This window comes from Streptomyces sclerotialus (genome assembly GCF_040907265.1).
Taxonomy (GTDB): domain Bacteria; phylum Actinomycetota; class Actinomycetes; order Streptomycetales; family Streptomycetaceae; genus Streptomyces; species Streptomyces sclerotialus.
In genome coordinates this window covers 4,568,673-4,590,118 of sequence record NZ_JBFOHP010000002.1, presented here as the reverse complement: position 1 = coordinate 4,590,118, position 21,446 = coordinate 4,568,673, and the positions used below count along the sequence as shown (strand labels likewise).

Here is a 21,446-nt window from a genome sequence, read left to right as displayed (position 1 = left end):
CGGGAAGGCCCGGATCTACGGCCAGGGCAGCCGTGCCGTGATCTCCCAGCCCCCGCACCCGGCCGGGCCGTACGCCAGCTGCCCGCCGGCAAGGGACACCCGCTCGGCCAGCCCCGCCAGTCCCTGGCCCGGCGCGGCGTGCGCGTGGGGCGTCCGGGGGCCGGGGGCGGCGTTGGCCACCTCGACCTGGAGCCCGTCCCCCGGCTTCCCCGACACATGGACGTCCGCCTCGGCTCCGGAGGCGTGTTTCCGTACGTTGGTGAGGGCTTCCTGGACGACGCGGTACGCCGTGCGGCCGATCAGTTCCGGGACGTCCTCCGGAACCTCCTCGACCAGCCGTACCCGCATCCCCGCCGCACACGACTCCGCGACGAGCCGGTGCACGTCGGCCAGCGTGGGCTGGGGCAGCTCCCCGGCCGGTGCCCGCAGTACCGTCAGCACCTCGCGCAGGTCCTGGAGCGCCTTGTGGGCGCTCTCCCGGATCACGCCCGCCGCCCGTGCGACGTCCTCGCTCGGGGCGTCCGGCCGGTACTCCAGTGCCCCGGCGTGCAGGCTCAGCAGCGACAGCCGGTGGCCGAGCACGTCGTGCATCTCCCTGGCCACCTCTTCGCGTGCCCGCATCTGGGCCTGCTCGGCCCGGAGCCCCGCCTCGGCCGCCACGCGTTCCAGCAGCTGGCGGCGGTGGTGGATGGACAGTCCCCAGCCGACGGCGCCGGCCTGTACGAGAGTGCCGAAGAGGAAGAAGTGGAAGGCCGGCAGGGCGGCGTCGGGGCGCAGGAAGCCGTCGGACACCACCGGCAGCACGCTCGCCGCGAAGACGATCCCGGTGGTCCGCGGATTGCGGTGCACCGCGACGGTGAAAAGAGCGACGAGCATGGCGCCCGCCACCATTTCGAACGGCACCGACAGGGCGATGAGGACGAAGGCGACCTCGACCGGCTTGCGCCGGCGCAGCCACAGCAGTGCGCAGCCGAATGCCCCGGCGAGCTGCTCGGCGTACCACCAGTTCAGTCCGATGTCGGGGTCCGCCTGCCCTCTGCTCTTCGCAGTGGCCACACCGTAGGCCACCGCAAGGAGGAACAGGGCGGTGTCCACGGCCCAGTCCCGTGGACTCCGCCGAATGAACGCGGATGGGTTCACGGAGTCAGGCACGGCCGTGACTTTACCGGCATGATCTCTTTCCCGGAGCGGTCCGGACGAGGGACGATACCTTGGTCGGACTGCTTGGAACTTTCGTCTCCGGCAGCGCCGTTGGACAGCGTCACGCCCGGCCCGTCCCGCCGGCGGGACGCGACCCGCCCGTGCGGCGGGCCGCTTCCGTCACCGGCCGCCCGCCGTGTGCCGGGCCCGGATTCCGCCGGGCCGCGCCCGCCCGGGCCTTCACGCAAGAGAATTCCCTGCGGCAATACCGCTGTCCGCCTTGTTCCCTGTCACGCCACCGAAGTAGCCGATCAAGGCCGGCTGCCTTTTCTCCGAAAGAGAGCCGAGTTGACGACAGCGTCAGGTACAAATGCGGACGTGCAGAACGGTGTCCGTCCGATGACCGGTGCGGAATACCTGGATTCCCTGCGGGACGGGCGTGCGGTCTACATCCACGGGGAGCGGGTCCGGGACGTCACCGCGCACCCCGCCTTCCGCAACAGCGCCAGGTCCCTCGCGCAGCTCTACGACGTGCTGCACGAGCCGGACTCCCGCGGTGTGCTGAGCGTCCCGACGGACACCGGGAACGGCGGGTTCACCCACCCCTTCTTCAAGACCGCCAGGAGCGCCGGGGACCTGGTCGCGGCGCGCGACGCCATCGTCGCCTGGCAGCGGCTGGTGTACGGCTGGATGGGCCGCACCCCCGACTACAAGGCCGCGTTCTTCGGCACCCTGGAGGCCAACGCCGACTTCTACGGTCCGTTCCGCGACAATGCGCTGGCCTGGTACCGGCGGGCGCAGGAACGGGTGTTGTACTTCAACCACGCGATCGTCCACCCGCCGGTGGACCGCGACCGGCCGGCCGACCGGACCGCTGACGTCTGCGTCCACGTCGAGGAGGAGACCGACGCCGGCCTGGTGGTGTCCGGCGCCAAGGTCGTGGCCACCTCCTCCGCGCTCACCAACGCCAATCTGATCGCGCACATGGGGCTGCCGCTGCGGGACAAGCGTTTCGGCGCGATGTTCACGGTGCCGATGGACTCCCCCGGCCTCAAGCTGTTCTGCCGTACCTCCTACGAGATGCACGCGGCCGTGCTGGGCAGTCCCTTCGACTACCCCCTGTCGAGCCGGCTGGACGAGAACGACTCGATCATGGTGCTCGACCGGGTGCTGGTGCCGTGGGAGAACGTGTTCATGTACGACGCCGCCTCGGCCAACGCGTTCGCCACCCGGTCGGGATTCCTGGAGCGCTTCACCTTTCACGGGTGCACGCGTCTCGCGGTGAAACTCGACTTCATCGCGGGCTGTCTGCTGAAGGCCGTCGAGGTGACCGGCACCTCCGGATTCCGAGGCGTACAGGCGCAGATCGGAGAGGTCCTCAACTGGCGTGACATGTTCTGGGGGATGTCCGACGCGATGGCGAAGTCGCCCACCGACTGGCACAACGGCGCGGTGCAGCCGAACCTCAACTACGGGCTGGCGTACCGCACATTCATGGGCATCGGCTATCCGCGCATCCGGGAAATCATCCAGCAGACCATCGGCAGCGGACTGATCTACCTCAATTCGCATGCGAGCGACTGGAAGAACCCCGAGGTCCGCCCTTATCTGGACCGCTATCTGCGCGGTTCGCGCGGCGTCGAGGCCATCGACCGCGTCAAGCTCCTCAAGCTGCTGTGGGACTGCGTCGGCACCGAATTCGCCGGCCGGCACGAGCTGTACGAGCGGAACTACGGCGGCGACCACGAGGGCATCCGCGTCCAGACCCTGCTGAGCTACCAGGCGCGGGGCCAGGCCGACGCCCTGAAGGGCTTCGCGGACCAGTGCATGTCCGAGTACGACCTGGACGGCTGGACGCGCCCCGACCTGTTCGGGCCCGGCGACCTGCCGCGCCCGGCCACCGGGGCCTGACCGGGCCGGGACCGGCCCGCACCGCACCGCACCGGCAGAGGCATCCGCCTCCCGGGAATCCACGATCAGCACGCAGTTCTCATGGCAGGGGGAGTCGGTGGCCGCGCAGCCGCTCAAGGGCATTCTCGCGACGGTGGGGGACACCCCTTTGGTCGAACTGGAGCGGCTCTCCGCCGACCTCGGCCTCCGGGTCCTCGCGAAGATCGAAAAGTTCAATCCCGGTGGCAGCATCAAGGACCGGTCGGCGCTGAGCATGCTGCGCGAGGCGGTGCGCACCGGTGAGGTGGTGCCCGGCCGGACCACGGTGATCGAGTCCAGCTCGGGCAACCTCGCCATCGGCATCGCGCACATCTGCCGGTACCTCGGAGTGCGGTTCGTCTGTGTCGTCGACGCCCGGACCACCGAGCAGAACCTGGCGATCCTGCGGGCCTACGGGGCCGAGGTCGAGGTCGTCACCGAGCCCGACCCGGTGTCGGGGGACTACCTGCCCCGGCGGCTGCGCCGGGTCGCCGAGCTGGCGGCGGCCGTCCCGGACTCCTACGTACCGGGCCAGTACGACAACCCCTTCAACCCGCGGGCGCACCTGAGAACCATGCGCGAGATCGACGAGGCGCTGGACGGCGCGGTGGACTACCTCTTCTGCGCGGCCGGCACCACCGGGACCCTGGGTGGCTGCGCCGCGTACGTACGGGAGCACGCCCTGCCGACCACGGTCGTGGCGGTCGACGCGGTGGGCAGCCGGCTGTTCGGCTCCCCGGTGACGTGTCCGCGGCTCATCCCCGGGCACGGCGCGGCCGTCGTGCCCGCGCTGCTGGACCCGGCGGCCGCCGACCGGGTGGTGCACGTCGGGGACCTGGAATCGGTGGTCGGTTGCCGGCGGCTCGTGGACCGTGAGGCGGTGCTCGCCGGGGGTTCCTCCGGTGCCCTGGTCGCCGCGCTGGAGAAGCTGGCGCCGGAGCTCCCCGCCGGGTCCTGCTGCGTCCTGATCCTGCCGGACGGCGGGGACCGCTACCTCGACACCATCTACTCCGACGCATGGGTGGGCCGGCACTTCGGTGACGTGGCTCATCTGTGGTCGGGCCCGGCCGCGCCGGACACCGCGCGCACGCCGCCGGCCACCACGGTGACCGGCCCCGCGACCACCGCTACGACGGCAATGCCCACACAAAGGAGAGCCCCTCTTGTTGATCATCGGACATGGTGAGGTGCAGGACATCCTCCGCGACGGGGAGCAGCAGGTCCTCTCGCTGGTGGACGAGACCTACCGCCACCACGAGGAGGGCCGCACCGCGCTGCCGCACTCGGTGTTCCTGCGCTTCCCGGACAGCGCCCGCGACCGCATCATCGGCCTCCCGGCCTACGTGGGCGGCGCCGACGCGGTGGCCGGCCTGAAGTGGATCGCCAGCTTCCCCGGCAACGTCGCCGAGGGGAAGGAGCGGGCCAGCGCCGCCATGCTGCTCAACTCGATGGCCGACGGACGCCCCGAGGCGCTGATCGAGGCGTCGCTGATCTCGTCCCGGCGCACCGCCGCCTCCGCGGCGCTGGCCGCCGCCCGGCTGGTGACGGCCCCCGAGCCCCAGGGCATCACCCTGATCGGCTGCGGTCCCATCAACCGGGAAGTGCTGCGCTTCACCAAGGCCCGGCTGCCCTCGCTGCGTACGGCCACGGTGTTCGACCTGGACCGGGAGCGTGCCGCGGACTTCGCCGCCCGCGCCGCCGAGCTGGTACCGGACGTCGAGTGCGCGGTGGCGGAGCGGGCGGAGGACGCCCTCGGCGCCCATCCGCTGGTCTCTCTCGCCACGTCCGCCGTCCGGCCGCACCTGGACCTGTCCGCCTGCCGTCCGGACGCCACGGTGCTGCACGTCTCCCTGCGGGACCTGTCGGCCGAGGCGGTCCTCGGCGCGCAGAACGTGGTCGACGACGCGGACCACGTCTGCCGGGAGAACACCTCGCTGCACCTGGCCGAACAGGCGACCGGGGGGCGGGACTTCATCGACACGTCCATCGGGGCGCTGCTGCGGGACGGTTCCGCTTTCCGCAGGGACCCGGCACGGCCGGTGGTGTTCTCCCCGTTCGGTCTCGGCATCCTGGACCTGGCCCTGGCGCGGTGGGTGCGGGACGAGGCGGTGCGCCGCGGCATGGGCACCCGCATCGAGGGTTTCCTGCCGTAACCGGCACTCCCCCGCTCACCACAGCGGCCGGTGTCCCACCCTCAGGGGGTGGGACGCCGGCCGCGGCGCGTTTCAGACCTCCACCAGCTGGGCGCGTTCCCGGATCTCCTCGATCAGTGCCGCTTGGCGCAGGGAGCCCTCCTGCTGTTCCGTGACGTCGCGGTCCCCGACGACGGCGCCCACGAACGTGTCGATCACGTTCGCGAACTGGTGGTCGGGCGCCAGGACCAGTTCCTCGCGGTGGTCCTGCCGCTCCACCCGCATCACCGGCTGGTACGTCTCCGGCGGTGTGAAGGCGCGGTCGAGGATGATCCGGCCGGTGCTGCCGGAGACGCTGTAGGTGTTGCGGTAGGAGTGCTCCATGCCGAACGTCAGCTGGGCCGGCACCCCCTGGGGCGTGCACAGCAGGACGCTGCCGGACATCACCACTCCGTGCCGCCGGTCGTGCCGGAACACCGCACCGGCCACCCGGAGTTCATGGCCGAGGAAGAACTGGGCGGCCCGTACCGGATAGCCGCCGAAGTCGAGGAAGGCGCCGCCGCCCACGTCGCGCTGGTAGCGGATGTCACCGGCGGGCTTGGGCGGGATGGTGAACGCGCTGGAGAAGCCGCGCAGTTCACCGATGGCCTCCTCGGCCAGCGCCTTGCGCACCGCGGTGTGCTGGGAGTGGTAGAGGAACATGTAGTTCTCCAGCAGCACCAGGTCCCGCGAGCGCGCCTCGTCGACCAGCCGGCGGGTTTCCTCGTACCCGGCCGTCAGCGGCTTCTCGACCAGCACGTGCTTGCCCGCCGCCAGGGCCCTGGAGACCCATTCGGCGTGCAGCAGGCCCGGCAGCGGAATGTAGACGGCGTCGACGTCGTCGCGGTCGAGCAGCGCTCCGTACCCTTCGAGCGGCACGCCGCCGAACCGTTCGGTGAACCCGGCCGCGGACCGCTGGTGCCGGCTGGCGATCGCCGTGACGCGCACGGCGGGGTTGCTCTCCATGGCCGGGAGCGTCCGCCGCCAGGCGATATCCGCACACCCCATGATCCCGATGCGCAGTCTGTCGCTCGTGCTCTTAAACATGTGGAAGAACTCCGCTCAGCATGGGACGAGAAGAAAAGTGGCCGGTCACCTGGGGCGCTCCGGGCGCGTCAGCCCTGGTCGGGGCGCTTCCGCAGCGCCTCGTAGTGGACGAGGCACTCCTCGTACAGCGGGAGCAGCCCCTGGGACACCGCTTCGGCCAGCGTGGGGGCCGTGGCGTCCTTCTCTGACATGATCGGCGGTTCGGTGTTCCCCCAGGGAATGCCGATGTCGGGATCGAGGGGGTTGACCTCGATCATCGTGCCGGGGATGTACGCCTCCGAGCACAGGTAGTTCATGCACGCGTCGTCGGTGAGGGCCAGGAAGGCGTGGCCGATGCCGTCGGCCAGGTACACCGCGGTACCGGACTCCTCGTCCTGCGGTGTCGTGTCGTACTTCCCGAAGGTGGGTGACCCCACCCTCAGGTCCACCGCGACGTCCAGGACGGCCCCCCGCACGCAGGTGACCAGCTTGGCCTGGCCCGGTGGCAGGGAGGTGCTGTGGATGCCCCGCATCGTGTTCCGCCGGCTGACGGAGTAGTTCGCCTGCCGGACGGCGAAGGGGTAGCCGATGATCTCCGTGAGGATGTCGGCCCGGAAGGCCTCGAAGAAGGAGCCCCGCTGGTCCGGGAATTTGTTGGGGACTATGCGGTAAGCCCCCTCGATCGACATTTCGGTCACTCGTGCCGCATCAAACATGGCTCACCAGTCTCAGAGAATCGCACGCGTACAGATCACCCGGCAGGTCTCCGCTCAGCACAGGCTGAGCAGGCACGTGAGCAGGGACCGGGCCTCGATGTTGAGGTAGTGACCGTGCCGGAGCAGGTCGGTGAGCTGCCGTGCCGTCATCCAGCACAGCTGGGGCGGCACGTCGAGCGGGAAGTCCTCGTTCACCTCGATCACCTGGTAGCGCGTCAGCGCGTGGTGGAACCGCCCGCCCTCCTCCGAGAGCACGTGGTCGTAGCGCGTCGTGCCGCCGCCGGGCAGCAGCGCGTCGCGCAGGCAGGACTCCTGGATGTCCGCGAGTCCCTGCCCCGGGTGCAGATGCACGGTCGGCGCCATCTCGACCTGGTCCAGCAGGCCGTACTCGGGCCGGGCCCGCACCAGCAGCCGGAGCACCCCGCCGACGGACCGGACGAGGAAGACCGCCCGGCCCTCCCCGCGCGGGTGGAGCAGGGGCTGCGTCCAGCGGGTGACCTCACGGGTGCCGGCCGCGACCCGCACCGCGATGATGCGGAAGTTCTCCGCCGCGTCGTCGGTGATCTCCCACTCGTCGCGCCGCCAGCCGGTCACGTCCGCCAGCGGTACGAGACGCGCCGACCAGTCGCAGCGGGTCTTCGCCTCGGTGAACCAGCTCAGGATTCTGCCCGCGGTGCCCGGGGTGTCCAGGTCCTCCGCCGCCTGGTACTGGTACGAGCGCACCAGCGCGTCGTGGAACGCGTCCCGGCCGGCCGACTCGGCCTCGTCGGGGAGCATGAACGGCATGCACGACAGCACCGTGCGGGCGTCCATGTTGACGAGGTTGTCCACCATGGTCAGCTCACGGATCTGGTCCATGGTGAGCCAGCAGAAGTCCTCGTACAGCGGTACGTCACCGGTCGCGAGCACGACCATGTTGCGGTTCCGCTTGCGCCAGAACCAGGCGCCCTGCTCCGACTGGAGGACGTCCACGAGGACCTGCCCGCGCTGCGGCCCGGTGAAGTACTCCAGGTACCGGGTGCCGGCGCCCCGGTGCACCTTCATGTAGTTGCTGCGCGTCGCCTGCACCGTCGGTGAGAGCTGGATCGTGTTGGCGTTGCCCGGCTCCATCTTGGCCTGCATGAGGCAGTGCAGAACACCGTCGAACTCCTTGACGACGATGCCGAGGATGCCGATCTCGGGCTGGTTGATGACCGGTTGCGACCAGATCTCCGCTCCGCCCTCGCGGACCTGGAGCCCTTCGACCGTGAAGAACCGCCCGCTCTCGTGGCCGAGGTTGCCGGTTCGCGGCTCGAAGTTCCAGGAGTCCAGCGCGTCGAAGGGGATGCGCTCCACCGAGAACCCGCCGGCCTGGCGGCGCTCGGCCCACCAGGCGTGGAACTCGGTGGTCGACATGACGCTCACGCGGTCAGAGCCTTCCCATGACGTCGGTCACCGCGTCGATGACCCGTTCCTGCTCGGCGTCGGACAGGGACGGGTACATGGGCAGGGAGAAGATCTCGTCGGCCACCCGGGTGGTGACCGGCAGCGCGTCCTTGCCGTAACCGAGGTAGCCGAATCCCGACTGGGTGTGCACCGGCCAGGGGTAGCTGATGTTCAGCGCGATGCCGTGGGCCTTGAGGGCCTCGATGATCTGGTCTCGGCGCGGGTGGCGCACCACGTACACGTAGTAGACGTGCTCGTTGCCGGAAGCGGTCACGGGCGTGACGAGGTCGGTGCCCTTGAAGGCCTCCGCGTACCGCTGGGCGATCTCCCTGCGACGGGCCACGTAGCCGTCCAGCCGGGGGAGCTTGCGGCGCAGGATCTCGGCCTGCACCTCGTCCAGGCGGCTGTTGTAGCCGGGGGTCTCGACGACGTAGTAGCGGTCCTCCATGCCGTAGAAGCGGAGCCGCCGCAGGCGCGCGTCGACGTCCGGATCGTCGGTGACCGTGGCGCCGCCGTCGCCGTAGGCCCCGAGGACCTTGGTCGGGTAGAAGGAGAACGCCGCGGCATTCCCCATCGAGCCGGCTATCCGCCCGTGGTGGCGGGCGCCGTGCGCCTGCGCACAGTCCTCCAGGACGAGCAGGCCGTGCCGTTCGGCGAGCTCCTTCAGCGGTGCCATGTCGACGCACTGGCCGTAAAGGTGCACCGGGAGCAGGCAGCGGGTGCGCGGGGTGACGGCCGCGGCCACCTGGTCCACGTCCATCAGGTACGTGTCGGAGTGGATGTCGACGAACACCGGGGTGGCGCCCACGGCGTTGATGGCCACGACGGTCGGCGCCGCCGTGTTCGACACGGTGATCACCTCGTCGCCGGGGCCGATCCCCAGGGCACGGAGACCGAGCACGATGGCGTTGGTTCCGTTGTCGACGCCGACGCAGTGGCCGACGCCGTGGTGGTCGGCGAACTCCCGCTCGAAGCTGCGGACGCTGTTGCCCAGCACCAGCTGCCCCGAGCGGAACACCGTGTCCACGGCATCGAGAATGTCAGCGCGTTCCTTCTCGTACTCGGGCAAGTAACCCCACACGTGCTGGGTCATCGCGGCACGTCACCTCCAACAGAGTTGCCGTCAGGTTCGAAGATTTGGCCGTGGGGAGCAGCAGACCGTTGTCCGGCCGTTTCAGGCGATCTGCTGGAGAAGAGCCGCACCGTGCGTGTCCCAGTCGTCACGGTGGACGGCGAAGATGTGGACGTCCCACAGCCTGCCGTGGAAATACGTGTGGTCGGGCAGGACCGCCTCGGCGCGGACCAGTGGAGCGTGTGCCGCACCGAGCCCGATGGCCCCGGCGTCCGGGGACGTCCGGTGAATGTACACCTTGCGGACGGGCCACATCGCGAAAGCGAAGTTGGCTGTCAGCGCATGGACGTCACCGCTGAGTTCGGCGGCCGAATCCCCGGCGAGATGCACCTCGATCCGGACATGGCCGGCCGGGGTGGTACCGGAAACGGTACTGAGCCCGACCACCTCGTCGGTGTCCTTCCGATGGACCAGGAAACATGCCGAGAGGCCTTCCCCGAACGTCTTGACAAAGCTGTCCAGCACCGGCAGTCCGGCCACTCCCAGACGGAAAAGGACCGCGTATGCCGCAGCGGCGTCCTCGGCACCGGCCGGACGCAGCACGACCCGCTCGGTCTCGGTGTGCGGAAAAAACATTGGCCACCTGTCTCTTTTACCGTGGTCGCCCGGGACCGATTACCCGCTGCGAACCCCTTGGATTTCTATACCGCGGGGAATGCGGCCGACAATGCGGCGGACGCCGCATCCGGTCGGTCAAGCCACGGGAATCACCGGACCATAGGCCGGTACAAGACCAGCGACCAATCCTTGACCAGCGGTTACTCCGGGCAGAAGCGGGTTGACCGGCGTACGGTCCCGAGCGGCCGGCCGACTCCGCCGCTGTCTCGCCGGCGGGACGGCAGGCGGTGAAACAGAGAGCTCGTCATTGACCCCGTGACGCTCACCGGACTACGTTCAGGCCCGACAAGTGACAGTACTTTCATTCCGCCCGGGACAGGCCCCGCCGCCGGGGAGAGAATCCTCCGGATAAGCGGCTAAGGAGCGTAGGCGAAAACTATGTCGGACAACGCAACTGCCACGGAAACAACGCCTTCTTTCATCGATGAATTCACCGAGCTCATCCGCCGGACGGCGGCTACGATCTGCGCCGAGCAGCCGGACGTCCCGGCTCCGGAAGAGCTTCGCGACCTGGATTCCTTCTCCATGGTCCAGGTCCTGCTCGACCTGGAGAACGAGCTGGACATGAAGGTCCTGGAGGAGCTCGAGGGATTCGAGGGCCGGACCTTCCGGGAAATCGCCGAGCACATTGCGGACGTCGCCCGCCGGGGCGGCACGTACGCCGAGTTCGAGGCGACCGTGCGCCGCATCGTCGACGACGGAACCGACTGACCGGACACCGTCCGCCCCGCCCCGACTCCGCCCCTGGGAATGACGCATGGACGACAACAGCAGTGACCGCGCCTACCGCGTGGTCCGCAACGACGAGGAACAGTACTCGGTCTGGTGGGCCGACCGGCCCCTGCCGGACGGCTGGTACGCCGAGGGCACGGAAGGCAGCCGCGAGGAGTGCCTGAGCCGGATCAACACGGTGTGGACCGACATGCGCCCGCTGAGCCTGCGCCGACGGATGGACGAGTCCGCCGTCGGCTGAACCGCCGGCGCCCTCTCCCTTCCCCTGGCGGCTTCGTCGAAGGAGCATCTGTGAACGACCGGACCCTGTCGGCTCTTTCGCCCACGGACAGGCCGCCCGGGGAACACGCCACACCGGACGCGGCGGACCCGCTGCTGCCCGAGCTGATCGCGGCGCGGGCCGCGGCCACGCCGGACGCCATCGCGGTGGACACCGTCCCCGCCGGCCCGGCCGCCCTCACCTACGGCGCGCTGGACCGGCGGGCCGACCGGCTGGCGCACCGGCTGTCCGCGCTCGGCATCGGCCCGCAGAGTCTGGTCGGGGTATGCCTGCACCGCGGGCCTCAGCTGGTCATCGCCCTGCTGGCGGTGTGGAAGGCGGGCGCCGCGTACGTACCGATGGACCCGGACCACCCGGCCGAGCGGCTGTCCTGGACGCTCGCCGACACCGGCGCGCCGCTCGTGGTGACCGACAGCGCCGCCGCGCCGGCGCTCCCGCCCCTCGGCGGGACGCGACTGCTGGTGCTCGACGGGACGGCGGACCGGGACGACGGGCCCGCGGCGGCTTCCGCGGGCCCCCCGGTGCTTCCCGGTGGCCCGGCGGAAGCCGCCCGCCGCCCGGCCTACGTGCTCCACACGTCCGGCTCGACCGGGCGCCCGAAGGGAGTGGTGGTGCCGCACGGCGGCATCGCGAACCGCGTGCGCTGGCTGGTGTCCCGCCACGGGCTGGGCCCCGCCGACCGGATGCTGCAGAAGACCACCATCGGCTTCGACGCGGCCGGCCTGGAGCTGTTCGCGCCGCTGGCCGCCGGCGGCACGGTCGTGTGCGCGCCGCACGGTGCCGAGCGCGACCCGGCGGCCATGCTCGGTGCGGTGGCCGCCGGCCGGGTCACGGTGCTCCAGGCGGTGCCCTCGGTACTGCGTGCGCTGGTGAACGCGCCGGACTGGGACGGCTGCGACGCCCTGCGGCTGGTCTTCAGCGCCGGCGAGCCGCTGCACGCGGAGCTGTGCCACCGGCTGCTCGCGCACGCGCCGCAGGTGACGATCTGGAACACCTACGGCCCCACCGAGTGCTCGGTGGACATCACCGAGCACCGTTTCGACCCTGCCCAGACCCACGGCCCGGTGCCCATCGGGCGGCCCATCGGGGGCCTGCGCGCGCTGGTCCTGGACCCGCAGGGCCACCCCGTCCCGACGGGCGGCACCGGGGAGCTGTACGCCGGCGGGGCCGGCGTCGCCACCGGTTACCTCGGCCGTCCCGGCCTGACCGCGGAGCGCTTCGTCCCGGACCCCTTCGGGCCGCCCGGGTCCCGGCTGTACCGCACCGGTGACCGCGTGCGCCGGTCGGCGACGGGCGAACTGGAGTACCTGGGCCGTCTGGACCAGCAGATCAAGGTGAACGGCGTACGGATCGAGCCCGGCGAGGTCGAGGCCGCGCTCGTCGCCCACCCGGGGGTGGACGCGGCCGTCGTCGACGCGGTGCCCGGCCGCGACGGCGGGCAGCGGCTCGTGGCCTGGGTGCAGCCGCAGGGCACCGCGCCGTCCGCGGGGGAGCTGCGGGACTTCCTCCGCCGTACCCTGCCGGGACAGCTGGTTCCCGCCGTCTTCGTACCCGTCGCCGTGTTCCCCCGTACCGCCAGCGGCAAGACGGACCGTTCAGCGCTGCCCGCTCCCGGCCCGGGCGGCGGCGCTCCGGGCCACGTGCCGCCGCGCACCTCCGCCGAGCGGGCCGTCGCCCGGGCGTGGGCGCGGGCGCTGGACCTCCCCGCCGAAAGCATCGGCGCGCACGACGACTTCTTCGGGAGCGGCGGCTCCTCGCTGCACCTCGGGCAGCTCGCCGGCCGGCTCTCCGCCGTCGCCGGCCGCACGGTCACGCTGCGCGCCCTGTACTCCGCGACCACGGTCGCGGAGCAGGCCGCGCTCCTGGGGGACGCGGAAGCGCAGTACGAGGACCCGGCGGACGCCGAGCCCGGCGCGGCCCCCGTGGTCCCCGTCTCCCGCGCCCACCCGCTCCCCCTGTCGAGCGGACAGCGGGGGCTGTGGCTGCTGGAGCGTATGCGCCCCGGCAGCCCCGAGTGGGCCGATCTGGTGTGGCTGCGCCTGCCGGACGACTGGAGCGAGCGGACCGTCAGGACCGCCCTCCTTCAGCTGACGGAGCGTCACGAGATCCTGCGCACCCGCTACGAACTGCAAGGCACGGAGCCCGTCCAGGTGGTCGACCCGCCCGGCCGTACCGTGGAGCTGCGCGTCACCGAGGCCGCCGGCCCCGACGCCGTCCGCGCACTCGCCGCGCAGGAACTGGGGCGCGGCTTCGACCTGGCGCGCGGCCCCGTGTGGCGGGCGCTGCTGCTGCGCACCCCCGACGGCGGCCAGGCACTGCTGCTGGGCATCCACCACATCGCCTGCGACGGCTGGTCCTCGGTGCTCCTGGAGCGTGACCTGCGGGCCCTGGGCGAAGCCGCGCACACCGGGGGCCGGGCCGGCCTGCCGGACGTCACGGTGCAGTACGCCGACCACGCGGCCTGGCAGCGCCGCCGCCTCGCCGCGGACGGCGGCGCCGCGGCCGCCCGCTCCCTCGCGTACTGGAAGGACGCACTGCGCGACGCCACGCCGCTGGAGCTGCCGGCGGACCGGCCGCGCCCCGCCGAGCGCGATGGGCGCGGCGCCCTGCGGACCTTCGTCGTCCCCGCCGCCCTGGCCGAGCGGGTCGCCGCGCTGGGCCGGGAGGCGGGCGCCACCCTCCACCAGACGCTGCTGACCGCCTTCGTCGTGCTGCTGGCCCGGTTCAGCGGCCGCGCGGACGTCACCCTCGGCATGCCCGTCGCCGGCCGGCACCGCCCCGAGGTGGCGCAGACCGCCGGCTATTTCCTCAACACCCTGGTCCTGAACTGCCGGGTGGCCGACGGGGCCACCGTGCGCGACGCGCTCACGGCGGTACGCGGGTCCGTGCTGGACGCCCTCGCCCACCAGGATCTGCCGTTCGAGGAACTGGTCCGTGAGCTGCGGCCCGCGCGCGACCCGTCCCGCACCCCGCTGTACCAGGTGATGTTCGACTTCCACGAGGAGGGACGCACCGGCACCGCCCTCTCCACGGCCGACCTCGAAGCGTTCCGCGCGGCCTGGCAGTCCGCCCGCACCGACCTCACGTTCGTGGTGCAACGGCAGGCCGACGGCAGCCTGCTGGGCATGGCCGAGTACGCGACGGCGCTGTTCGACCCGGCCACCATCGACCGGCTGGCCGCCTGTTGGGTGCGGCTCCTGGAGTCCTTCACCGCCGGCCCCGGCACGCCGCTGGCGGACGCGGAGCTGCTCCCCCTGCCGAACGCGCCCGCCTGCTCGCCCTCGGCGCCGCCGACCCGGCGGCCCTGGAGCGGCCCGACGGCTGCGTGTACACGGCGTTCGCCGGGTCGGCACGCCGCACCCCGCGAGCGACCGCCGTCGTCTGCGGCGGCGAGCGGTGGACCTACGCCCGGCTGGCGGAGCGCGCCGACCAGTTCGCGCAGCGGCTGCTCGCCCTGGGGGCAGGTCCGGAGACCGCGGTCGCCGTGCTGCTGCCGCGCACCCCCGATCTCCTCGCCTGCCTGCTCGGCTGCTGGCAGGCCGGGGCCGCGTACGTCCCCCTGGACCGGACCGCGCCCGACGAGCGGCTGGCCCACATCCTCACCGACTCGGGCGCCCGCGTCCTGGTCACGGACGAGGCGGGCCGCGCCCGCCTGGCCGCCCGGCACCAGGGCGCCTGGCTCACCGTCGACGGTGCCGGGTGGCCGGCCGCCGTCGCGCCCCGCAAGGGCCCCGGCGGCCACCGGGACCCGGCGCGGCTCGCGTACCTCCTCTACACCTCCGGCTCCACCGGCCGCCCCAAGGGCGTGGCCGTCGAGCACCGGTCACTGGTGCGGCTGCTCCGCGCCTCCGCGGAGCACCTGGAGTTCGGCCCGGACAGCGCCTGGCTCGCGCTCGCCCCGGCCACCTTCGACATCTCCTTCACCGAACTGGTGATGCCGCTGCTCGTCGGCGGGCGGGTGGTGCTGGCCCGCGACCAGGAGGCCGAGGACTACCCGGCGCTGCCGGCGCTGATCGACCGGGCCGGCGTCACCCACCTCCAGGCGGTGGCCACCCAGTGGCGGCTGCTCCTGGACAGCGGGCTGGGCGAGCGGCCGCTGGTCGGGCAGACCGGCGGCGAGCCCTGCCCGCCGGACCTCGCTCGTGAGCTGGCCCGCCGCCTGAAGCGGTTCGTGAACGAGTACGGCCCGACCGAGACCACCATCGCCGCGACCCGCTGGAACGTCCCGGCGACCGCGACGGCGGTGCCCATCGGCCGGCCCTACCCGTACGTCAGCGCGTACGTGCTGGACCCGCTGCTGCGCCCGGTGCCCCCGGGCACGACAGGGGAGCTGTGCATCGGCGGGAAGGGACTGTCCCGTGGCTACGCGGGCCGCCCCGACCTCACGGCGGACCGGTTCGTGCCCGACCCGTACGGCCCGCCGGGCGCCCGGCTGTACCGCACCGGCGACCTGGCGCGGATGCTGCCCGACGGCACCCTTTCCTTCGCCGGACGCGCCGACGGCCAGGTCAGGATCCGCGGCCGGCGGGTGGAGACCGGTGAGGTGCGTGCGGTGCTGGCCGAACACCCCGCGGTGGCCGAGGCCGTGGTGATCGCACACGGCACCGGGGACGCGGCCCGGCTCATCGCCTACTGCGTCCCCGCCGGCGGCGGGCTGCCGCACCACGGCGAGCTGCTGGACCACTGTGCCCGGCGGCTGCCCGACTACATGCTGCCGACCCTCGTCGTCCCCCTCGACACCCTGCCGCTGACCTCGCACCACAAGCCCGACCTGGCCGCACTGCCCGCCCCCGACCTGTCCACCGTGGCCGACGACGAGCCGTACACCGCGCCCGAGGGCCCGCTCCAGGAGGCCGTCGCGGAGATCTGGCGCTCGGTGCTGACCGGACCCGACGGGCGTGCCCCGCGTATCGGCGCCCGCCACGGTTTCTTCCGGCTGGGCGGGGACTCGCTCCGCGCCGCCCGGGTAATCGCCCGCATCCAGGAGGAGTACGGCGTGGCACTGCCGCTGCGCACCCTCTTCGACCGGCCCACCGTCGCCGCGCTCGCCGCGTCCGTCGAGGACGCCGTACGTGCCGAGATCGCGTCATTGAGCGACGCCGCAGTGGCCGCCGCACACAGGGAGTACCACCCATGACCGAACCCGCCCAGCACCCTGCGGACCCCGCGTCGGCCGACGCCCTGCGCGCGGAGCTGCTGCGCCGCCGGCTGTCCGGTTCCGCCCCCCGGGCCCGCCGGGACATCCCCCGCGTGCCCCGCGGCGAGCCGCTCGCGCTCTCCGCCGGTCAGCGTCAGCTCTGGTTCCTGCACCAGCTCGACCCGGCCGCCCCGGAGTACCTGCTGCCGATGGCGTACCGGCTGCGCGGACCGCTGGACCAGGAGGCGCTGCGCCACGCCTTCGACCTGCTCGCGGAGCGCCACGAGATCCTGCGCACCCGCTACGTCCTGGTGGACGGCGAGCCCCGGCAGCTCATCGACGCCCCGGGCCCCGTGGACTTCACGGTGACCGACCGCGGCGGGCTCGCCGAGGACGGCCGGGCCACGGCGGCGCGGCAGGACGCCGAGGAGTTCTCGCTCCAGCCCTTCGACCTCGCCGCGCAGGCGCCGCTGCGGGCCCGTCTGGTCCGCTTCGCCGACGACGACCACCTGCTGGTCGTGGTGGTCCACCACGTCGCCTGCGACGCCCCCACCCGTACCCTGCTGCTCACGGAGCTGTCCGAGCTGTACCGCGCGCGGCGCGAAGGCCGGGCCCCCGCCCTGGCACCGGAGCCGGTGCAGTACGCCGACTACGCCGCCTGGCTCAACGCGCACGAGGACGGGCCGGAGGTGCGCCGCGCGCTCGACTGGTGGCAGCAGCAGCTGGCCGGGCTGTCCTCGCTGGACCTGCCCACCGACCGGCCGCGCCCCGCCGTGCGGTCCTGGGAGGGGGCGCTGGAGCACTTCACCGTGCCGGCCTCGGTCGGCGAGCCGCTGCGCCGGATGGCCGCCGACCACGGCGCCTCGCCGTTCATGGTGCTGCTCACCGCGTTCCAGGCGTTGCTGTCCCGCTACACCGGAACGCGCGACGTCGCGGTCGGTACCGCGGTGTCGGCGCGTACCCGCCCCGAACTCGCCACCATGGCGGGCTACGCCTTCAACAGCCTGGTCATGCGCGCCCGCTGGGAGGGCGACGAGCCGTTCCGCCGGCTCCTGGAGCGGAACCGGGAAACGGTGCTGGCCGCCTTCGACCACCGCTCCGCACCCTTCGACCGGCTGGCCGACGCGCTGGAGCCGGAGCGCGACCTGTCCGCCACCCCGGTGTTCCAGGTGATGTTCGACCTGACGCAGGCCGACGCCGCCGAACCCCTCGCCCTGGCGGGCGTGACCGTGGAAGCGGCCGAGGTGCCCGGCCGCACCGCCCGCTTCGACCTCACCGTCCACCTCCGGGAGCGGCCGGACGGCTCCCTCGACGGCTCACTCGAGTACGCCACCGCGCTCTTCGACCCCGCCACGGCCCGGCGGATCACCGGCCACTACACCCGTCTGCTGAGCGCGGCCGCCGCCTCCCCCACCACCCCGGTGTCCGAACTGGACATCTTCGACGCGCACGAGCGGGCCCTGCTGCTGGACGGCCCCGACACGCCGGTGGGCACCCGCACCCCGCTCGACATCGCGGCCCTGCGCCCCGTGCACGAGACCATCACCCGCCAGGCGACCGCCACCCCGGAGGCGACCGCCGTGGTGCACGGCGGGCGGCACACCTCCTACGGTGAGCTCGACGCGCTCGCCCACCGCATGGGGCACCGGCTGCGCGCGCTCGGAGCCGGACCCGAGACCACCGTGGGCGTACTGCTGGACCGCAGCCCGGAGATGGTGGCCGCCCTGCTGGGCATCTGGCGGACCGGTGCCGCCTACGTGCCGCTCGACCCCGGCTATCCCGACGAGCGGCTGGCGTTCATGCTCTCCGACACCGCCGGCCGGATCGTCGTCACCGAGCGCCGCCACGCCGCACGCCTGGCCGGCACGGACGCCCGGCTCGTCGTGCTCGACGAGGAGGCCGAGCGCCGGACGCTCGACGCCTGCCCGGCCACGCCCCTCGCCCCGCCCGCCGGCGGCTACGACATCGACCACCTCGCGTACGTCATCTACACCTCCGGGTCCACCGGCCGCCCCAAGGGCGTGCTCATCACCCACCGCGGGCTGGCCAACTACCTCGGCTGGACCGTCCAGGCGTACGCGAGCGCCGGGCCGGGCGGGGCCCCGCTGTTCTCCTCGGTCGCCTTCGACCTCGGTGTGCCCGACCTCTTCACCCCGCTGCTGACCGGCCGGCCGGTGCACCTGATCGACCAGGACTTCGACCTCTCGGAGCTGGGGCGGCTGCTGACCGAGGGCGCGCCGTACGCGTTCGTGAAGCTCACGCCCGGCCACCTCGACCTGCTCACGCAGCAGCTGTCGGAGGAGGAGCGGGCGGGCCTCGCCGGGCTGGTGATCGCCGCCGGTGACGCCTTCACCGGGCGGCTCGCCAACCGCTGGCTGGGGCCGGCGGCGAACGGCACGCGGCTGGCCGCCGAGTACGGGCCCACCGAGATCACCGTGGGCAACTCCGCGTACTTCCTGGACGGCCCCCAGGACGCCGAGCTGGTCTCCATCGGCCGTGCCATCCCGCACACCACCATGCGCGTCCTGGACCAGGACCTGCGGCCGGTGCCGCTGGGCAGCATCGGCGAGGTCTGCATCGGCGGCGTCGGCCTCGCCCGCGGTTACGCGGGCCGCCCCGACCTGACGGCGGAACGGTTCCTGCCCGACCCGTACGGCCCGCCCGGCGCCCGGCTGTACCGCACCGGTGACCTCGCGCGCGTCCTGCCGGACGGCAACCTCGACTTCGTCTCCCGCGCCGACCACCAGGTCAAGCTGCGCGGCTACCGCATCGAGCCGGGTGAGATCGAGACCGCGCTGACCGCGGACGCCGCCGTGGCCGAGGCCGTCGCCCTCGTCCGCGAGGACGCGCCGGGCGACAAGCGCCTGGTGGCCTACCTCGTGCCCGGCCCCGGCGCGGACGCCGCCGCGCTCGCCCCGGCCCGGCTGCGCGATCTGCTGGGGGCGCGGCTGCCCGAGTACATGGTCCCGTCGGCGTTCGTCACGCTCGACGCCCTGCCGCTGACCGCCAACGGCAAGCTCGACCGTACGGCCCTGCCCGCCCCTGAGCGCGCCGCGACCGCCGTCGGGGAGCACGTCGCGCCGCGCGGCGACGACGAGCACGCCATGGCCGCCGTATGGTCCGAGGTGCTGGGCCTGGAACGGATCGGCGTACACGACAACTTCTTCGACCTCGGCGGTGACTCGCTGCGCGCGGTCGCGCTGGCGGGCGCGCTGCGCGAGGCCGGCCGGCCGGTGGCCGTGCGCGACATCTTCGAGCACCGCACCGTGGCGCGGCTCTGCGAGGCGCTGCGGGACGGCCTGGTGGCGGAAGAGGGCGTCCGGCCGGTCGCCCCGTTCGCCCTCGTACCGGACCAGGACCGTGCGGCGCTGCCCGCCGACGCCGTCGACGCCTACCCTCTGTCCCGTACCCAGGCCGGGATGTTCGTCGAGATGTTCGGGGACAGCGGCGAGAACCGCTACCACAACGTCACCTCCTTCCGGATCCGCGACGACCGGCCCTTCGACCCGGCCGCCTTCCAGGCCGCCGCCGACCTGATCGTGGCGCGGCACGAAGTGATGCGGACGTCGTTCGCGCTCACCGGCCACTCGCAGCCGCTGCAGATCGTGCACGCCCACGCGACCATGCCCTGCGTCCACGACGACCTCCGGCAGCTGCCGCCGGATGAGCGGTGGCCGGCGCTGGTGGACTTCGCCCGGCGCGACCGCCGGCGCCTCTTCGACGTCACCCGGGCGCCGTTGATGCGGATGGCCACGCATGTGCTGGACGACGAGAGCTGGTGGCTGTCGATCACCGAGGGCCACCCGGTCATCGAAGGGTGGAGCTACCACAATCAGCTGATGGAGATGGTCCGCGCCTACCAGCGCATACGTGACGGGCACGCCCCGGACCCGGCCCCGCCGGCGCCCGCCGTCCGCTACGCCGACTTCATCGCGGCCGAGCTGCGCTCGCTCGCCGACGAGGACGACCGGGCGTACTGGCACGGCCTCCTCGACCGGTACGAGAAGTTCGAGATCCCGTCCGGCTGGTCCGGCGGCCGGGCCGCGGCCGCCGAGCGGTACCGCATCGACCTGCCGCTGCACGACGTGGAGCCCGGCCTGCGGGCGCTGGCGTCGGAGACCGGCGTGCCGTACAAGAGCGTGCTGCACGCGGCCCACAGCAAGGTGCTGAGCCTGCTCACCCGGCAGCGGTCCTTCCGCGGGGGCATGGTGGCCGACGCCCGGCCCGAGGTGCACGGCGCCGACCGGGTCTCCGGCATGTACCTCAACTCCGTGCCGTTCCCCTACGAACGCTCCGCCCGGACCTGGGGGGAGCTGGCCCGGCAGGTCTTCGACGCCGAGGTCGCGCTCTGGCCGCACCGGCGGTACCCGATGCCCGCGATGCGCCGCCCCGGTGGTGATCCGCACCTGATCGACGTGCTCTTCCACTACCTGGACTTCCACCAGGTGGACACGGATCTCATCGACCCGGCGGCCACCCGCGACGACAGCCCCAACGAGTTCCCCGTCGTCGTGGGCACCCCGCTGCGCGGCCACCTCACGCTCGCCTCGGACACCCGTACCCTGCGCCGGGACCGCGCCGACCGGCTCGCCCGGCTCTACCTCGCCGTGCTCGCCGACATGGCCGCGACCGGCCCGGACGGCGACGCGCGCCGCGGCTACCCGGAGGAGGGCGAGCTCGGCCGGAGCCTGCCCGCGTGCCCGGCGGACGACCCGGCCCTGACCGGGGCGGACGCCACCGGCGCCGGCCAGGACACCCTCACCGCCTTCGAGGCGCAGGCCGCCCGCACCCCGGACGCGGTCGCCGTGGTCTCCGCGGACGCCCGGCTGACCTACTCCGAGCTCGACGCCCGGGCCGGCCGGCTGGCCCGCCGGCTGCGTGGCCTCGGCACCGGCCCGGAGGACCGCGTCGGGGTGCTCCTGGACCGCGGGCCCGGTCTCGTCGTCGCGCTGCTCGCCGTCTGGAAGGCGGGGGCGGCCTACGTACCGTGCGACCCGTGCCTCCCGGACGCCCGGCTGCGTACGCTGTTCACGGACGCCGGCTGCCGACTGGTCGTCACGGAGGAGGCCCACGCGGCCCGTACGGCACCCCGTACGGCCGTCCTCGTGTCCGGGCCCGACGACGCCGACGGGCCCGACGA

Annotated in this window: 12 protein-coding genes and 2 pseudogenes; 8 read left to right on the top strand and 6 right to left on the bottom strand. The window is 72.8% G+C overall.

What is annotated here, in order from left to right; translation table 11 throughout:
- Nucleotides 1-15 precede the first annotated feature (15 nt).
- Nucleotides 16-1,095, bottom strand: a complete 1,080-nt coding sequence (locus tag AAC944_RS20385) for a sensor histidine kinase (protein WP_078888609.1) — start codon at nt 1,093-1,095, stop codon at nt 16-18.
- A gap of 444 nt (nt 1,096-1,539) precedes the next feature.
- Between AAC944_RS20385 and AAC944_RS20380 the strand changes: the two genes are divergently transcribed.
- The 3 genes from AAC944_RS20380 (at nt 1,540) to sbnB (ending at nt 5,222) form a co-directional block, all read left to right on the top strand.
- Nucleotides 1,540-3,051: a 4-hydroxyphenylacetate 3-hydroxylase N-terminal domain-containing protein gene (locus AAC944_RS20380; RefSeq protein WP_107054157.1), complete on the top strand. Its 1,512-nt coding sequence runs from the start codon at nt 1,540-1,542 to the stop codon at nt 3,049-3,051.
- Between the two features lie 97 nt (nt 3,052-3,148).
- Nucleotides 3,149-4,255 carry a 2,3-diaminopropionate biosynthesis protein SbnA gene (sbnA, locus tag AAC944_RS20375; protein WP_368396373.1) on the top strand — a complete coding sequence of 369 codons (1,107 nt, stop codon included), beginning with the start codon at nt 3,149-3,151 and terminating at the stop codon, nt 4,253-4,255.
- Nucleotides 4,236-5,222, top strand: coding sequence for a 2,3-diaminopropionate biosynthesis protein SbnB (sbnB, locus tag AAC944_RS20370; protein WP_368396372.1), 987 nt, complete (start codon nt 4,236-4,238; stop codon nt 5,220-5,222). Before sbnA ends, sbnB begins: the two co-directional genes overlap by 20 nt.
- A 72-nt stretch (nt 5,223-5,294) precedes the next feature.
- Here sbnB and AAC944_RS20365 read toward each other — a convergent pair whose 3' ends face one another.
- From AAC944_RS20365 to AAC944_RS20345, 5 genes are all read right to left on the bottom strand, one after another.
- Nucleotides 5,295-6,287 carry a Gfo/Idh/MocA family protein gene (locus AAC944_RS20365; RefSeq protein WP_030615968.1) on the bottom strand — a complete coding sequence of 331 codons (993 nt, stop codon included), beginning with the start codon at nt 6,285-6,287 and terminating at the stop codon, nt 5,295-5,297.
- Between the two features lie 68 nt (nt 6,288-6,355).
- Nucleotides 6,356-6,955 (bottom strand): dTDP-4-dehydrorhamnose 3,5-epimerase family protein, encoded by a 600-nt coding sequence (locus tag AAC944_RS20360; RefSeq protein ID WP_107054156.1) that lies wholly within the window; start codon nt 6,953-6,955, stop codon nt 6,356-6,358.
- 81 nt (nt 6,956-7,036) lie between these two features.
- Nucleotides 7,037-8,377 carry an NDP-hexose 2,3-dehydratase family protein gene (locus AAC944_RS20355; protein WP_051871835.1) on the bottom strand — a complete coding sequence of 447 codons (1,341 nt, stop codon included), beginning with the start codon at nt 8,375-8,377 and terminating at the stop codon, nt 7,037-7,039.
- 13 nt (nt 8,378-8,390) lie between these two features.
- Nucleotides 8,391-9,500, bottom strand: a complete 1,110-nt coding sequence (locus AAC944_RS20350) for a DegT/DnrJ/EryC1/StrS family aminotransferase (RefSeq protein WP_030615961.1) — start codon at nt 9,498-9,500, stop codon at nt 8,391-8,393.
- Between the two features lie 81 nt (nt 9,501-9,581).
- The gene (locus AAC944_RS20345; protein ID WP_030615958.1) at nt 9,582-10,115 is read right to left on the bottom strand and encodes a GNAT family N-acetyltransferase; all 534 of its coding nucleotides are present in this window, start codon (nt 10,113-10,115) and stop codon (nt 9,582-9,584) included.
- 420 nt (nt 10,116-10,535) lie between these two features.
- On the opposite strand from AAC944_RS20345, the gene AAC944_RS20340 reads away from it, so the two are divergent.
- From AAC944_RS20340 to AAC944_RS20320, 5 genes and pseudogenes are all read left to right on the top strand, one after another.
- Nucleotides 10,536-10,868, top strand: coding sequence for a hypothetical protein (locus tag AAC944_RS20340; RefSeq protein WP_037772318.1), 333 nt, complete (start codon nt 10,536-10,538; stop codon nt 10,866-10,868).
- Nucleotides 10,869-10,914: 46 nt separating this feature from the next.
- Nucleotides 10,915-11,130, top strand: coding sequence for an MbtH family protein (locus AAC944_RS20335; protein WP_030615942.1), 216 nt, complete (start codon nt 10,915-10,917; stop codon nt 11,128-11,130).
- Nucleotides 11,046-14,363: pseudogene (locus AAC944_RS20330) on the top strand (amino acid adenylation domain-containing protein); the annotation flags it as partial. The gene AAC944_RS20335 and the pseudogene AAC944_RS20330, both read left to right, overlap by 85 nt.
- Before the next feature lie 131 nt (nt 14,364-14,494).
- Nucleotides 14,495-16,306 (top strand): non-ribosomal peptide synthetase, encoded by a 1,812-nt coding sequence (locus AAC944_RS20325; RefSeq protein ID WP_368396371.1) that lies wholly within the window; start codon nt 14,495-14,497, stop codon nt 16,304-16,306.
- Nucleotides 16,303-21,357: pseudogene (locus AAC944_RS20320) on the top strand (amino acid adenylation domain-containing protein); the annotation flags it as partial. The gene AAC944_RS20325 and the pseudogene AAC944_RS20320, both read left to right, overlap by 4 nt.
- Nucleotides 21,358-21,446: the final 89 nt, after the last annotated feature.

What these genes read in the sequence shown, in the direction of transcription:
- AAC944_RS20380 (WP_107054157.1), top strand. Translation starts at nt 1,540, where the DNA reads ATGACCGGTGCGGAATACCTGGATTCCCTGCGGGACGGGCGTGCGGTC.
- AAC944_RS20365 (WP_030615968.1), bottom strand. Translation starts at nt 6,287, where the DNA reads ATGTTTAAGAGCACGAGCGACAGACTGCGCATCGGGATCATGGGGTGT.
- AAC944_RS20360 (WP_107054156.1), bottom strand. Translation starts at nt 6,955, where the DNA reads ATGTCGATCGAGGGGGCTTACCGCATAGTCCCCAACAAATTCCCGGAC.
- AAC944_RS20355 (WP_051871835.1), bottom strand. Translation starts at nt 8,377, where the DNA reads ATGTCGACCACCGAGTTCCACGCCTGGTGGGCCGAGCGCCGCCAGGCC.
- AAC944_RS20350 (WP_030615961.1), bottom strand. Translation starts at nt 9,500, where the DNA reads ATGACCCAGCACGTGTGGGGTTACTTGCCCGAGTACGAGAAGGAACGC.
- AAC944_RS20345 (WP_030615958.1), bottom strand. Translation starts at nt 10,115, where the DNA reads ATGTTTTTTCCGCACACCGAGACCGAGCGGGTCGTGCTGCGTCCGGCC.
- AAC944_RS20340 (WP_037772318.1), top strand. Translation starts at nt 10,536, where the DNA reads ATGTCGGACAACGCAACTGCCACGGAAACAACGCCTTCTTTCATCGAT.
- AAC944_RS20335 (WP_030615942.1), top strand. Translation starts at nt 10,915, where the DNA reads ATGGACGACAACAGCAGTGACCGCGCCTACCGCGTGGTCCGCAACGAC.